15 protein-coding genes are annotated in these 14,291 nt (G+C 64.5%); 8 read left to right on the top strand and 7 right to left on the bottom strand.

Annotated elements, in window-relative coordinates; all coding sequences use genetic code 11:
- Nucleotides 1-17: 17 nt before the first annotated feature.
- The 6 genes from ACIP1U_RS15585 to ACIP1U_RS15560 all read right to left on the bottom strand — a co-directional run bounded on the left by ACIP1U_RS15585 (nt 18) and on the right by ACIP1U_RS15560 (nt 5,024).
- On the bottom strand, nt 18-662 hold the full coding sequence (locus ACIP1U_RS15585) for a 4-carboxy-4-hydroxy-2-oxoadipate aldolase/oxaloacetate decarboxylase (protein ID WP_400316396.1): 645 nt from the start codon (nt 660-662) through the stop codon (nt 18-20).
- A 72-nt stretch (nt 663-734) separates the two neighbouring features.
- Nucleotides 735-1,991: an NAD(P)/FAD-dependent oxidoreductase gene (locus ACIP1U_RS15580; RefSeq protein ID WP_400316394.1), complete on the bottom strand. Its 1,257-nt coding sequence runs from the start codon at nt 1,989-1,991 to the stop codon at nt 735-737.
- A gap of 14 nt (nt 1,992-2,005) precedes the next feature.
- Complete coding sequence (locus ACIP1U_RS15575) at nt 2,006-2,734, bottom strand: amino acid ABC transporter ATP-binding protein (RefSeq protein WP_400316392.1); 729 nt, start codon at nt 2,732-2,734, stop codon at nt 2,006-2,008.
- Nucleotides 2,709-3,446: an amino acid ABC transporter permease gene (locus ACIP1U_RS15570; protein ID WP_400316390.1), complete on the bottom strand. Its 738-nt coding sequence runs from the start codon at nt 3,444-3,446 to the stop codon at nt 2,709-2,711. The genes ACIP1U_RS15575 and ACIP1U_RS15570 overlap by 26 nt, the downstream gene beginning before the upstream one ends.
- Before the next feature lie 3 nt (nt 3,447-3,449).
- The gene (locus ACIP1U_RS15565) at nt 3,450-4,148 is read right to left on the bottom strand and encodes an amino acid ABC transporter permease (protein ID WP_400316389.1); all 699 of its coding nucleotides are present in this window, start codon (nt 4,146-4,148) and stop codon (nt 3,450-3,452) included.
- A 54-nt stretch (nt 4,149-4,202) separates the two neighbouring features.
- Complete coding sequence (locus tag ACIP1U_RS15560; protein WP_400316387.1) at nt 4,203-5,024, bottom strand: ABC transporter substrate-binding protein; 822 nt, start codon at nt 5,022-5,024, stop codon at nt 4,203-4,205.
- Between the two features lie 192 nt (nt 5,025-5,216).
- Here ACIP1U_RS15560 and ACIP1U_RS15555 point away from each other — a divergent pair, with 192 nt between their 5' ends.
- The 4 genes from ACIP1U_RS15555 to ACIP1U_RS15540 all read left to right on the top strand — a co-directional run bounded on the left by ACIP1U_RS15555 (nt 5,217) and on the right by ACIP1U_RS15540 (nt 9,648).
- Nucleotides 5,217-6,137, top strand: coding sequence for a LysR family transcriptional regulator (locus ACIP1U_RS15555; protein WP_400316385.1), 921 nt, complete (start codon nt 5,217-5,219; stop codon nt 6,135-6,137).
- A 13-nt stretch (nt 6,138-6,150) separates the two neighbouring features.
- The gene (locus tag ACIP1U_RS15550; RefSeq protein WP_400316383.1) at nt 6,151-7,071 is read left to right on the top strand and encodes a LysR family transcriptional regulator; all 921 of its coding nucleotides are present in this window, start codon (nt 6,151-6,153) and stop codon (nt 7,069-7,071) included.
- 329 nt (nt 7,072-7,400) lie between these two features.
- Nucleotides 7,401-8,405, top strand: coding sequence for a tripartite tricarboxylate transporter substrate-binding protein (locus tag ACIP1U_RS15545; protein WP_400316381.1), 1,005 nt, complete (start codon nt 7,401-7,403; stop codon nt 8,403-8,405).
- Between the two features lie 277 nt (nt 8,406-8,682).
- Nucleotides 8,683-9,648 (top strand): Bug family tripartite tricarboxylate transporter substrate binding protein, encoded by a 966-nt coding sequence (locus tag ACIP1U_RS15540; protein ID WP_400316379.1) that lies wholly within the window; start codon nt 8,683-8,685, stop codon nt 9,646-9,648.
- 21 nt (nt 9,649-9,669) lie between these two features.
- On the opposite strand, the gene ACIP1U_RS15535 is transcribed toward ACIP1U_RS15540, so the two are convergent.
- On the bottom strand, nt 9,670-10,599 hold the full coding sequence (locus ACIP1U_RS15535; RefSeq protein ID WP_400316377.1) for a LysR family transcriptional regulator: 930 nt from the start codon (nt 10,597-10,599) through the stop codon (nt 9,670-9,672).
- A gap of 136 nt (nt 10,600-10,735) precedes the next feature.
- On the opposite strand from ACIP1U_RS15535, the gene ACIP1U_RS15530 reads away from it, so the two are divergent.
- From ACIP1U_RS15530 to ACIP1U_RS15515, 4 genes are all read left to right on the top strand, one after another.
- Nucleotides 10,736-11,269, top strand: coding sequence for a phosphonopyruvate decarboxylase (locus ACIP1U_RS15530; protein WP_400316375.1), 534 nt, complete (start codon nt 10,736-10,738; stop codon nt 11,267-11,269).
- A 4-nt stretch (nt 11,270-11,273) separates the two neighbouring features.
- A complete protein-coding gene (locus ACIP1U_RS15525; protein WP_400316373.1) occupies nt 11,274-11,879 on the top strand; it encodes a thiamine pyrophosphate-dependent enzyme in 606 nt (201 codons plus the stop codon).
- Between the two features lie 31 nt (nt 11,880-11,910).
- Complete coding sequence (locus tag ACIP1U_RS15520; RefSeq protein ID WP_400316371.1) at nt 11,911-13,380, top strand: aldehyde dehydrogenase; 1,470 nt, start codon at nt 11,911-11,913, stop codon at nt 13,378-13,380.
- Between the two features lie 88 nt (nt 13,381-13,468).
- Entirely contained in the window at nt 13,469-14,287 is an 819-nt protein-coding gene (locus tag ACIP1U_RS15515; RefSeq protein ID WP_400316369.1) for an ABC transporter substrate-binding protein, read from the top strand.
- Nucleotides 14,288-14,291: the final 4 nt, after the last annotated feature.

Below are 14,291 nucleotides of genomic sequence, written 5' to 3'. Positions count from 1 at the left end.
GCGGTTGATCGGGGGTTTCAGGCAAGGCCATGGCGCCTGAGGGTGTCCTGCAGACCCAGCAGTTCGACCATGGTCGCGCCGTTCTCCAGGCGCTCGCGGATAGCGGCTTCCTTGCGCTCGCGCTCTTCGCTGGCCGCGATCACTTGCTCGACCTCTTCCTGTGCCACGGCAACGACGCCGTCACGGTCGCCCGCGATGATGTCGCCGGGACGCACGACCACGCCGCCGACGGTGACCGGCACATTGACCTTGCCCGGCTGGAATTTGTTGGTGCCCTTGATGCAAAGGCCGCGGCAGAACACGGGGAAGCCCATGTCGACAATCGCGCTGGCATCGCGTACCGCGCCGTCGATCACCAGCCCGGCGATGCCGATCTTCTGCGCCGCCAGCGTCAGCAGGTCTCCCCACGGGCCGGCATCGACAAAGCCCTTGGCGTCGATGACCAGCACGTCGCCACGCTTAGCCTTGGTCAGGGCATAGTGGATCATCAGGTTGTCGCTGGGCCGGATATCGATGGTCAGGGCAGGGCCGACCACGCGCATCGACGGATCCAGCGGAGCGATGCGGGGATCGACGGCGCCGCGCTGGCCCTGCGCCTCGTGGATGGTGGCGGCGCCCAGGCGATTCAGTGTGTCCAGTTGTGATTGGGTGATTTCGTGCATGGTTGTCTCCGGATAGTCGTGAGCGACCCTCCCTGCGGAGGGGCGTGGCGGGTTAAATCGTTCAGTGAGCGTTCAGTGAAAGCGTTCGAGGCGAAACGCCGAGAGTTCCAGCGGCGGCGGCACGTCGCGGACCAGGCTCGACACGCACTGTGCGGTGATCGCCGAGGTAGTGAGGCCGCTATGGGCATGGCCGAAGGCATAGAACACGGACGGGGCGTGCCCGACGCTGCCGATCGCGGGCATGCCGTCCGGCAAGGACGGACGCACGCCCATCCACGGCCTGGCGGCGACGCCGCGGATGCCGGGCAGGTATGCGCGGGCAAGCCGGAGCAGCATGTTGGCGCGACCCATGTCCGGCTTTGCGTTGGCATGAGCAAACTCGGCGGTGCCGGCCAGCCTCAGTCCTTCGTCCATCGGCGTTGCAGCGAAGAAGGGTTCGCCGAATACGACCGGGCGGCGCAGCGAGATGCCGGCGTCCGGCAGCATCAGGTGATAGCCGCGCTCCGCCGCCAGCGGTACCCGGTAGCCGAGCGCCGCCAGCAATGGTCCCGACCGGTAGCCCGCTGCCACCACGACGCTCGCGGCGGAATGGGTTCCGGTTGCGGTGGCCACTTCCGCACGACCTGGTGCCGCCTGGCGGACAGCGCGCACTTCGTCGCGCAGGATCGCGCCGCCCAGCTCAACTAGCCGCCGGGCGTAGTGCTCGCCCAGGCCGCGCGGGTTGCTGCAGCGCCCGGCGTTCGGATAGAAGATGCCGCCGGCGATGTCCTGGCACAGCGCCGGCTCGAGTTCCCGCACGCTGGCGGCCGACACGAGCTCCGCGGCGAGGCCATAGCTGTTCCATACGGGCAGGGCGCGGCATTTCGCATCAAGGGCAGCTTCGCTTCGGAACGCGACCAGTCCGCCCTCACGGCTGACAAGGTGCTGCGCCGATGCCTGCCGCGTCAGTTCGTCGAAAGCCGCGATGGCCTGGCCCGTGAGCGCTGCCATGTTCGACAGCACGACTTGGTACGGTTGTGGCCGCAGCGCTGCCACGGCGCGCCACGCCCACGGCAACAGCCGCGGCGCATAACGCGGCTGCACGACCAGCGGACCGTCCTTGTCGAGCAGCAGCCGTGGCAGCTTGCGCAGCAGATCCGGTGTCGCCGGCGGAAAGATGTTCGCCTCCGACAGATAGCCGGCGTTGCCGGACGAAACTCCGGACATCGGCGCGTTGTTGTCGATGACGGTGACCGGATGCCCATCCATGCGCAGCCGTAAGGCGATGGAGAGTCCGACGATCCCGGCGCCGACCACGATGGCAGAGCCCGGCGCGTTGTTGTGTTCCATGATCCGGTGCATCCTCAATGCGAGCGCAGGTCAGACAGGAAGGCGCGCGCTCGCGGATGCTGGGGCGAGGCAAAGAAGTCGACCGGCGACGCTTCCTCCAGGATCGCGCCTTTGTCCATGAACCAGACGCGATCGGCGACTTCCCGTGCGAAGTTCATCTCGTGCGTGACGCAGACCATGGTCATGCCGTCCTTGGCCAGCCCCTTCATCACGTTCAGCACTTCGCCGACCATTTCAGGGTCGAGCGCGCTGGTCGGCTCGTCGAACAGCATCACCGGCGGGTCCATCGCCAGCGCCCGCGCAATCGCAACGCGCTGTTGCTGGCCCCCGGAGAGCTGCTGCGGGTAGGCCTCCGCCTTGTGTGCCAGCCCGACGCGCTCAAGCAGCGACATGGCCTTGCTCTTGGCTTCGCTCTTGCTCTTCGCCGCGACCTTGACCGGCGCCAGGCAGACGTTGTCGAGCACCGACAGGTGTGGAAACAGGTTGAACTGCTGGAACACAAAGCCCACGTGGCTGCGGAACTTGTTCAGGTTCAACGCCGGCGAGTGAATGTCCTGGTTGTCGAGCCGGATGGTGCCGTTCTGGATTTCTTCCAGGCGGTTCACAGTGCGGATCAGCGTCGACTTGCCCGACCCCGATGGGCCGCACACCACCACGACCTGGCCGCGACTGACTTCAGCAGTCACGTCCACAAGGGCGTGATAGTCGCCATACCATTTATTGACTTTGGAGAACTGAATCATTTGCATAGCTCCGTGAGGGCGCGGTCTTGCCGCTTCTCCTGCGTGTGACGCGACGCTCCAGGGCGTGCGCCAGCTGGGTCAGGCAGAAGCAGACAGCGAAATAGGTCAGGGCCAGGATCAGGAAGACTTCGAACGGCCGCGTCAGCAGGTTGGTGTTCACCTGGTTGGCGGAGAAGGTCAGTTCCTGCACGCTGATGACATAGCCGAGCGAGGTCTCCTTGATGGTCGACACAAACTGGCTGACGATGCTCGGGATCATGTTGTAGAGCGCCTGCGGCAGGATCACCTTGGTCATGGTCTGCGCATGACTCAGGCCGAGCGCGCGGGCCGCTTCGGTCTGGCCGCGCGGCAGCGCCTCGATGCCGGCGCGGATCACTTCGGAGATGTAGGCCGCCTCGTAGATCACCAGTGTGCACAGCAGCGTGGTGGAGCCCGTCACGCTGTGGCCGAGCAGCAGCGGCACCAGGAAGTAGCTCCAGAAGATCAGCATCACAAGCGGCACGCCGCGGACGATGTAGACCAGTACCGTGGCGGGCACCCGGAACACCTTCCAGGGCGAGACCCGCGCCACCGCCAGCAGGATGCTGATCGGGAACGAGAGCGCCAGCCCCAGCACCGACAGCAGCAGCGTCAGCGCCAGGCCGCCGAGCGGTCCGTTGGGGTACTGGCCGAGCAGCAGCAGGTGCCAGTTGTCGCGAAGAATATCGATCATGGTTTATCTCGCCGGAATGCGCATGCGTTGTGCCATCGCCGCGCCGATCGCCATCAGGCCGAGGGACACCGCCAGGTAGAACGCAGTGGCCAGCATGTAGGCCTCGAACGTGCGGAAGGTGTGGTTCTCGACTTCGCGCACGGCATAGGTCATCTCCGCCGCGCCCACGGCCATCGCCAGGCTGGTGTTCTTGAACAGCAGCACGGTGTGGTTGATAAAGGGCGGCAGCGCGATGCGGAACGCCTGCGGCAGGATCACGTAGCGCATCGAGCCCAGGTAGCTCAGGCCGAGCGAACGCGAGGCCTCGTGCTGCCCGAACGGGATCGATCGCAGCCCGCTGCGGATATCCTCGGAGAAGTAGGCGGCCATGCACAGGCCGATGGCGATGCTGGCGAAAATCATCTCGCCGCCGTTGGCGTTGGCCCAGTTCTGGGCCACTTCGGGCAGCAGTGTCGGGATGCCGAAGTACCACAGCAGGATATGGACCAGCATCGGCACGTTCTGGTGGTAGGCGACGTAGCCGGCCACGAAGCGTTCGGCGATGGGGTTGCCGGAGACGCGGACGGTGGCGAGCACGGTGCCGAGCACGAAGGCAAGGGTCCAGCTCGAGACCGTGAGCCAGGCGGTCAGCTGCAGGCCCTTGAGGAGCTGCTCGCCGTATGGCGCGGCCAGGATGGCGGTGAAGTTGAAGTGGGAAAGCATGGCTTGCTCCTGGAGCGGGGCCCATATCAACCGATGTGCCCCGCCTTTGTGTTCTCAGCCCTTGATCGGCTGGATGTGGAACTCCCGCTTCATCTGGAACAAGGTCTTGGGCCCCAGCCACTTGTCGAAGATCTGCTGCGCTTCGCCGGACTTCTCCATGTCGGCCAGTGCGGTGTTGACGGCCTTTTCCAGGGCCGGCTCGCCCTTCTTGATGCCCAGGCCCCAGGCTTCCTGACCCAGGGCGGGGGTGATCACCTGGACGTTGCCCGACGGGCCGAGCTTGGCGATGAAGCGGCGCAGCATCGACTCCGACAGTCCGAAGCCGTCGACCTTGCCTTGCACCAGCGCCATGAACGCAGACGGCGCGTCGTCGTAGCTGACGAGCTGGGCCGACGGCAGTACCTTTTGTACGAAGTTCTGCGTGCTCGAGCCCTTGATCGTGCTGATCCGCTTGCCAGCGAGGTCATCGCGCTGCTTGAACGCGCCACTGGCCTTGACCGCCAGCTTCTGCTCGCTGACGAAGTAGCTGTCGGAGAAGGCAATCTGCTCGGCGCGCGCGGGCGTATAGCCGAGTACCGCGGCCAGCAGGTCCACGCGACCCTGGCTCAGCTCGGGGATGCGCGCTTCGAGCGATACCACTTTCAGCTCGGGCTTCACGCCCAGCGACTTGGCGATGGCCTTGCAGAAGTCGACGTCGTAGCCGGCCAGTTCGCGGGTGGACGGGTCCTGGAAGCCGAACGGCTCCAGGTTGCTGAGCACGCCGCAGACCAGCGTGCCCCGGGACTTGATATCGGCAAGCTGGTCGGCGTGGGCGGGGGCGGCCATTGCCGCGGCACAGGCCAGTACGGCAAAGCTCGCTTTGATGATGGACTTCATGGTTTCTCCAGGGGGCAGTGTCTGTGCCGCCGGCGCGGCATGGTCTTTCGTGGGTCTTCGTCGTCAGTGGCGCAGGTCCGGTTGCGCAACGTGAAAACGATTCTTGCAGATGGATATAATTAGTTAAAGCGACATTTTCAGGCGCTATCGCATTCAAAATTGTGACGTAACGATGGGGTTACCCCTAAGGCCATGACGACGCTCAAGCAACTGGAGGCCCTGGCTGCGATTGCGGAAACAGGTTCGGTGGAGGCGGCAGCACGGCGCCTCGGTGTGGTCCATTCGGCGGTGTCCCGGCACATCCGCGACTTCGAAGACGACTTCGGCTATCCGCTGCTGGACCGCGCCGGACGCACGGTGCGGCTCACGGTGGAAGGCGTGGAGGTGCTCAACCGTGCCAGGGCCGTGCTGATGCAGCGGGACCTGCTGCTGGAGCGGGTCGCCAGCAAGGAGGTGCTGACCCGCAAGCTGCGCCTCGGTGTGACCGAGCTGACGGCGCTGACCTGGCTGCCAAGGTTGCTGGAGGCCATCCAGGCGGCGTATCCGCGCGTCACGATCGAGCCGGAAGTCGACTACAGCGTGCATTTGCGGGAGCGGCTGCAAGCCGGGCAGCTTGATCTTGCCATCTTGCCCGACGCCTTTGCGGCCACCGCCTACGTGAAGGAGAAGCTGGCCGAGGTACAGAACGAGTGGTTCTGCACACCTGGCTTGCGACCCGGTACGGGCCGCATGCCGCTGTCCCGGATGAGCGAATACACCTTGCTCACGCAGGGCAACCTGTCGGGCTCCGGCATCCTGATCGGCGAATGGCTGCGACGACACGGCGTGGTGCCGCGCAATACCATCTCAAGCAACAGCCTGGTCGCGCTGGTCGGCATTGCCGCATCCGGACTCGGCGTGGCATACCTGCCACGCTCGGTGATTCGGAACTTGCTCGAGTCAGGCCAGTTGGTGGAACTGAACGTCACGCCAAAGCTGCCACGAGTTCGCTACGTGACGATGATTCGTTCCGATGTGGCGATGCCGTTCCTGCGCAGTGTGGTCGAACTCGCGCGCAGCGCTTGCGACTTCGAGCATTCCTATCACGCACCCGTCAGGGATATCGAAAGGTGAGAGAGGCTGCCGCATGATCACCATCAAGCAAGTCGAAGCGTTTTACTGGGTCGCGAAGCTGGGAACCGTGCAACGGGCGGCGTCCAAGCTGCACGTGACGCAATCGGCGGCAACCAAGCGCCTTCAGGAACTTGAGCGGATTTCGGCGGCGCCGCTGTTCGACAGTTCAGGCAGGAAAGCCGCGCTGACACCGAAAGGGCAGGAACTGCTCGAGCTGTGCGAGAACTTCCTTGCGGCAACCGCGCGCCTGGAGGAGGTCAAGGCGTCCGCGAAGCACGTCGCTCGCGTCCTGCACATCGGCATTACGGAACTCGTCGCGCTGACGTGGTTCCCGGGCCTGGTGCGAAGGCTCAATGGCGTGTATCCGCAAGTCACGCTGCAGCCGGACGTCGACCTGTCCGCCTCGCTGCGCGACAAGGTGCTCGACGGGCGACTGGATCTGGCGGTGCTGCCCGAAGCCTATATCGTGCCGGCCATGGCATCGGTCAGGCTGCAATCGGTCCAGTTCGGCTGGATCTGTCCTGCCGGCGCTTTCGATGGCGGCGATGTGGTGTCGCTGCAGGAGCTGGGGGCACTGCCGCTGATCGAGCAGGACGCCGGCTCCGGCCTCACCGCGCTGTGCGAGACCCTGTTTGCGCAGGCTGGTATCCAGCCGCATCGGGTGTCAGGCAGCAACAGCCTGGTTGCCCTGGCCGGGCTGGTGGAAGCCGGCATGGGGGTGAGCTGTGTACCTTTGCACTTGTTCGAACCGGAGATAAGGCAAAAGCGCCTCCAGTTCGTGCGCACCGACCCGCCTGCCCCGAGCATTACCTACTTCGCGGCGTTCCTGAAACAGCATCAGGCGGCGCTCGGTTATGCCGTCGCGGACATTGCGCGGCAATGCTGCGATTTTGGGACCCGGCTCAGGCAGACCAGGCGGGGGGGCGGTCCGTAAGGCCGCGGGCAGGCATCGCCACCGAGCGCATTCCTCTCACTCGACGCGCGCACCGGAGAGCTTGACCAGCTTGGCCCCAGCGTGTCTGCGATTTCCGGCGTGGTCCACACGATCTCGCGGCTGCCGCAAGCTAAGCCGTGCCGGCGCTCCGTGGGCTGGACACGGCCGGGCCTGGGCCTCGCGGCGCCTGCCTCCGTTCGGCCGGGCCGTATGACCCATTCGATAAATCCGGATTCCCTCCGGTGCAGTTATCCCACACTCTAGTCCCTGTTTGATAAACCGACCGGCGCAACACAGCAAGCAAGCGCCGGCGACATGGAGACGGTGATATGCGCGTTCAATCGGGTAAGGCCATGCTGGCCGGTATGAAGTGGATCACAGGCGGGGCGCTCGGCCTGGCGTTTTCCGCGGGGGCGCTGGCGGCGGACGCCTATCCGTCGAAGCCGATTACGCTGGTGGTGCCGTTCTCGGCCGGCGGCCCGACCGATGTGGTGTCCCGGGCGCTTGGACAGGCCATGTCGAAGGAGCTCGGGCAGAGCGTCGTCGTGGAAAACAAGCTCGGCGCCGGCGGCACGGTGGCAGCCGGATTCGTGGCGCGGGCGCAGCCGGACGGCTACACCATACTGATCCACCACAATGGCATGGCGACGGCGCCGGCGCTGTACAAGAAGCTCTCTTACAGCCCGCTGAAGGATTTCGAGTACATCGGGCAGGTGGCGGATGTGCCGATGACGCTGCTGGGCCGCAAGGACTTGCCGCCGGCAAACGCGGCGGAGCTGATCAAGTACGTGTCGCAGAACAAGGAGAAGGTCTCGCTGGCCAATGCCGGCCTCGGCGCGGTTTCGCAGCTATGCGGCCTGCTGTTCGAGGAGGCAGTCAAAGTCAAGATGACCTCCGTTCCCTACCAGGGCACCGGCCCCGCGCTGACGGCCTTGCTGGGCGGGCAGGTGGACCTGCTGTGCGACCAGACCACCTCGACGCTGCCGCATATCAACGCCAACCGGGTCAAGCTGTATGGCGTGACGACACCTAGCCGCATCAAGGCGCTGCCCAATGCGCCGACGCTGCAGGAAGGCGGCCTGAAGGGTTTCTCGATGAAGGTCTGGCATGGGATCTATGCGCCCAAGGGCACGCCGCCCGAGGTCACTGCCCGGCTGACCAAGGCGCTGCAGCAGGCACTGAAGGATCCTGCCGTCGCCAAGCGGCTTGACGACCTGGGTGCGGAGGTGGTGCCGGTCGACAAGCAGACGCCGGAGGGGCTGCGGACCTGGCTCAAGGCGGAAAGCGACAAGTGGCAGCCGCTGCTGAAGACCATGAAGGTGGAGGCCGACTGACGTCCTGCAGCCGGTAGCGCGCCAGCGCTTCCGATCCGTTGGACCCTGAAGGTACGCCGCGCGGCGATGGCTGCGCGGCGTACTTGCGTTTACGCGGCGATTTCTTCGGCGCGTAGCTTCGGGTTAACACCGCAGTAGTAGCCCCAGGCATGCCACCCCTTGATAGCAGCAGCGGAATTTTCTATTTCACCGTCGCCACGGCTGCTCGCTACCATCGTTTCAAAGGGTGTCGACGCGCAATGCGCCACCCAACCAAAACTATCTACCTGGAAGAGACATGAAACGCTTGCTGGCTCAAGTGGGGATCGGTGCGCTCATTTCGTTCAGCGCGCACGCCCAGGCTGCTTATCCTGACCATCCCGTCCGAATGGTCGTTGGCTTCGCCGCCGGCGGCAGCACCGACGTGGTGGCGCGCATCGTGGCAAACAAGCTCGGCGCCTTGCTCGGGCAGTCGGTCGTGGTGGAAAACAAGGCAGGGGCCGGCGGCACGATCGCGACTGACGTGGTCGCGAAAAGCCCGGCGGATGGGTACACGCTGTTGTTCGGCACCAGCTCGCACGCCATCAACGCCACGCTTTACAAGAAGCTGCCGTATGACCCGGTCAATGCGCTGGTGCCCGTTTCCGTGGTCGCGGCGGTGCCGATGGTGCTGGCGGTCAATCCTTCGGTCAAGGCGAACACCGCGAAGGAGTTGGTCGAAGATATCAAGAAGAATCCGGGCAAGTACAGCTACGGCTCGGCCGGCAAGGGGAGTGCCGTCCATATGGCGGTCGAGCTGCTGCAGTACCAGGAGCACCTGAGCCTCACCCATGTACCGTTCCGCGGCGCCAGCCAGGCGATCCAGTCAGTGATTTCGGGCGATATCCAACTCATTTCCGATGCCGTGTCGACAGCTGCGCCCATGATCCAGTCTGGTCGCCTGAAGGCGCTCGCGGTGACGACCGCAACGCGCTCCAGCGTGCTGCCCGACGTGCCGACGATGAAGGAAGCGGGCTACGCCAACTACGAAACGTCGCTGTGGAACATGGTGATGGTGCCAAAGGGCACGCCAGCCCCGGTCATTGAAAAGCTGAGCGCTGCCTTGCAGACGGCTGTCAAGGACCCTGAGGTGCGTCAGCGCATGGAAAAGATCGGCGTGCAGCCCATCGTCGATTCCACCCCGGACAAGGCGGCCAAATTTGTCCAGGCCGAGACGCGCCGGTGGGCCGAGGTCACCAAGGCCGCCAACATCGAGCTTGACTGACTCACCGACGCCGTCGCCGCGTCAGGCGCTGACCCATGTTGCCCCCGGCCATGCCCCATCGACCACCAGCCGCTTCATCAGCGCGACCAGCTCCGCGGAAACGAAGCCGGCCGCCGGAGTCAGCCGCCGCGTGGCAGCGTGCGCCAGCACGATGCGGCGCGAGAGGTTGGGCGAGACGATCGGCGCGCCGGCAAGGATGCCGTCCTCCATCTCCTCGGACACCGCGGAACTGGGCAGCACCGTGTGGCCGAAGCCCTTTGCCACCAGGTTCTTCTGCACGGCCAGGGAGTTGGTCTCGACGGCGATCGTGGGGCTGAAGCCGGCGACCGCGCAGGCATGCTCGACCACGCTGCGCAGCCCGTGCGGGGCGTTGGGCAAGATCAGCGGCAGGTCGCGGAAGCGCTCGACGGTTTGTTCCTCGCCGGGTGCAAGGGTGCCGGCCGGTCCCACCAGGTAGAGCTGTTCATCGAGCAGTGCTTCGACCTGCAGGCGGGGAGAGCTCTTGGTGTCGTAGAGCAGGGCGACTTCCACGTCGCCGGCCTCGAGCCAATCCAGCAGGTTTCCCGCGTAACCGACATTGATGCGTACCACCAATTGCGGATGCCTGGCCTTCACCGTGGCAACCAGCTCCGCCGCCAATAACTCACAAGTGCTGGGGAGAAGCCCAATGACGGCCATGCCAGTAATCGCGCCCCGCGCCGGAGTGATCTCCGCCTTGGCGCGGTCGAGTTCCTGCAGCGCCCTGCGACCGTATTCGACCAGCGTGCGGCCGGCCTCGGTCAGGACCATGCCATGGCGCTCGCGCTCGAATAGTTCCACGCCGAGCTCCTCCTCGAGCAGGCGCACGTGCCTGGAAACCGCCGGCTGCACGATGCGCAGGAGTTCGGCTGCCTTGGTGGCGCTCCCGGTCTCGGCGATCGCTAACAGGGCGCGAAGCTGCTTGATGTCCATATTCGTAGAGGCCCCTGGCCGGCATTCCACTTCGTGATTGCAGGCATCAATTAATTGTATTTCATCATTCCAGCTAGTCAACTCTATGATACCAAACGTTGTTCCCCTCAGTTGTCCCCTTTCCAAACTTGCGACTATGACGACAAACAACTCTGAGCCTCTTGCCTGGCAAGAGGACATCTTCCAGGTCTTCAAACAGAACGGCGTGCGCCAGGTGGCCTACGTGCCCGACGCCGGCCACTCGCATGTCATCCGACGCGCCAAGGCAGACCCCGAAATCCGCGACGTGGTGCTGACCACCGAAGAAGAAGGCGTGGGCGTCGTCGGCGGCGCCTGGCTGGGCGGGGACCGCGCCGTGCTGCTGATGCAGAGCAGCGGTGTCGGCAACTGCGTGAACATGTTCTCGCTGCTGGAGAGCTGCCAGTTCCCGTTCTTCACCCTTGTGACCATGCGCGGCGAGTACGCCGAGTTCAACCCATGGCAGAACCCGATGGGCCAGGCCACCCAGCGCGCGCTGGAGCTGATGGGCATCACGGTCTATCGCGTGAACTCGCCGGATGAAGCCGCCGAGCTGATCGACGCCGGCCTGGTTTCCGCCTTCGACGCTGGCAACCGCGTTGCCGTTCTCCTGTCCCAGAGCCTTATCGGCCGCAAAAAGTGGATGCGCTGATCCTATGACTACCTCTACCTCCAAAGCCGCCAAGCACGGCATCGACCGCCGCAAGTTCGTTGCCGAACTGCTGACGCAGTTTCCTGACGCGCTCGTGGTATCGGGCCTCGGTTCGCCTTCGTACGACGTGTTTGCTGCCGGCGACCGTCCCGGCAACTTCTACCTGTGGGGCGCGATGGGCGGCTCGACTTCGCTGGCACTCGGCCTTGCCATCGCGCAACCGGAGAAGACCGTCATTGCCATCACCGGCGACGGCGAGCAGTTGATGGGCATCGGCAGCCTGGCGACGGCCGCGGCGCAACAGCAGAAGAACCTGAACATCGTGATTCTCGATAACGGCCACTTCGGTGAGACCGGCATGCAGCAGAGCCACACCAGCCTGGGTACCAACCTGGCTCAGGTGGCGAAGGCTGTCGGCGTGCCGACGACGCTCGAGATTTCCGATATCGATGAGCTGTGCAAGCTCGCGCAAGCCATCAGGAAGACCGACGGCATGACCGTGGCACAGGTCTACATCTCGACCGATGAGCCGCAGCGGGCGCTGCCGCCGCGCGATGGCACCTTCGTCAAGAACCGCTTCCGCGAGCATCTCGGCTTTGCGCCGTTCTAGCCTGCCAACACGAACCCGGACAGCATTCGCCATGAAGCAGTATCAAATGTTCATCGACGGCACCTTCGTCAATGCGAGCGACGGTCGCTGGTTTGAAACCCAGAACCCGTACACAGGCAAGACCTGGGCCGAAGTGGCCCGCGGCACCGAAGCGGATGTCGAGCGCGCGGTCCGGGCGGCCGACCAGGCGTTTCGCTCCGGCCCGTGGTCAGAGATGACGGCGACGCAGCGTGGCGCGCTGCTGCGCAAGCTCGGCGACCTGATTGCCAGGGATGCCGAGCGGCTGGCCGAGTTCGAAGTGCAGGACAACGGCAAGCTGCTGGCAGAGATGGGCGCGCAGCTCAAGTACCTGCCGCAGTGGTTCTATTACTTCGGGGGGCTGGCAGACAAGATTGAAGGGACTGTCATTCCCCTGGACAAGAAGGGCTACTTCAACTACACCCGGCGCGAGCCGCTGGGCGTGGTGGCGGCCATTACGCCGTGGAACTCGCCACTGATGCTGCTGGCGTGGAAGATTGCGCCTGCGCTGGCCGCGGGATGTACCGTGGTGGTGAAGCCATCGGAGTTCACCTCCGTGTCGGCGCTTGAGCTCGCACTGCTGTTCGAGGAAGCAGGCTTTCCCGCGGGTGTCTTTAACGTCGTGACCGGGTTTGGCGCGGAGGCGGGCTTGCCTCTGGTGACCCATCCGCTGGTCAAGAAGGTGACCTTTACGGGTTCGGATGCCACCGGGCGCGTTATCAACCAGCAGTGTGCGGCGCAGTTCAAGCATGTGAGCCTGGAGCTCGGCGGCAAGTCGCCGAACATCGTCTTCAACGATGCAAACCTGGATGACGCTGTCAACGGCGCCGTCTCCGGCATCTTCGCGGCGAGCGGCCAGACCTGTATCGCCGGTTCACGGCTGCTGCTGCAGGAGGATATCCACGATGTCTTTGTCGAGAAGCTGCTGGCACTCGCCGGCACGGCAAAGCTGGGCAACCCGATGAATGCCTCCACGCAGGTGGGGCCCATCACGACGCCGGCGCAGTACGAAAAGGTGCTGTCGTATATCAAGATCGCACAGGACGAAGGCGCGGAACTGCTGCTCGGTGGCAAGCCGGCGTCCTGCGGCGAGGGATGGTTTGTAGAGCCGACCATCTTCGCCAAGGTCGCGCCCGGGATGCGCATCGCGCAGGAGGAAGTGTTCGGGCCGGTGCTGTCTATCCTGAAGTTCCGGGACGAAGCCGAAGCCATCGCAATTGCCAACGACAGTTGCTACGGGCTCGGCGCCGGGGTCTGGACCTCCGATATCGGCCGCGCCTTCCGCATGTCGGAGAAGATCCAGGCGGGCACGGTATGGGTGAACACCTATCGCGCCGTCAGCTTCATGTCGCCGTTCGGCGGGTACAAGGACTCGGGCCTCGGCAGGGAAAACGGCATTGCCGCCATCGAGTCGTACCTGCAGACCAAGAGTGTGTGGATCAACACGGAGGCCGCCACCGGCAATCCGTTCACGATCCGCTGATTCCTGCATTACCCAAGCTTCATCGCCTGCAGCAAGTGCTGTAGGCGAAGGGGATCGTTTTGCCCATAAATACAGGAAGGAGACCCAAATGCGCAAGATCACAGCAGTCGCGATGGCTGCACTCACGCTGTCCCTGACCGCAACCAGTGCTTTCGCGGACCAGCTCGCCGACATCAAGCAGCGTGGCTCGCTGGTTTGCGGCGTGCTCGGCACCGTCGAGCCTTTCAGCTTCAGCAATCCGCAGACGCGCGAGGTGCAGGGCTACGACGTCGACTTTTGCACTGCCATCGCGAAGAGCCTGGGCGTCAAGGTCGAACTCAAGCAGATTGCCGTGTCCGCTCGCATTCCCGAGCTGCAGCAGGGGCGCGTCGACATCCTCGCGGCCGCGCTGGGCTGGACGCCAGAGCGGGCCCAGCAGATCGCCTACAGCGACCAGTATTACGTCAGCCTGACCAAGGTTGCAGTGAAGCGCTCCGAAGGCTTCAAATCCGTCGCCGACCTCGCCGGCAAGCGAGTCAGTGCCAACAAGGGATCCACCTCAGAGACTGCTGTGAAGAAGGCAGTGCCGACGGCGAGCACGGTGACATTCCAAGACGCCCCGACTGCCTTCCTGGCGCTGCAGCAGGGCCGCGTCGAGGGCCTCGCGCTGGGCGAGATGATGCTGGTCAAGTTCAGGATGCAGGCGGACCCCTCCACGCCGATCGAGATTCTCGAGCCCCCCGTCATGCACGAGCAATGGGGGCTGGGCATGCGCAAGGGCGAGAGTGCTTTCATCACCCACGTCAATGGCGTGCTCCAGTCGATGGAAACGTCCGGCGAAGCCTCGAAGATCTTCGACAAGTGGCTGGGCAGCAGCACTGCGTACAAGTTGCGGCGTGACTTCAAGGTAGAGCAGATCAAGGGTTGATCCC

This window comes from Cupriavidus sp. NPDC089707 (assembly GCF_044748965.1).
GTDB lineage: Bacteria > Pseudomonadota > Gammaproteobacteria > Burkholderiales > Burkholderiaceae > Cupriavidus.
Note: the sequence above shows the minus strand (reverse complement) of the source record. Positions and strands in the feature narration are given on the sequence as shown.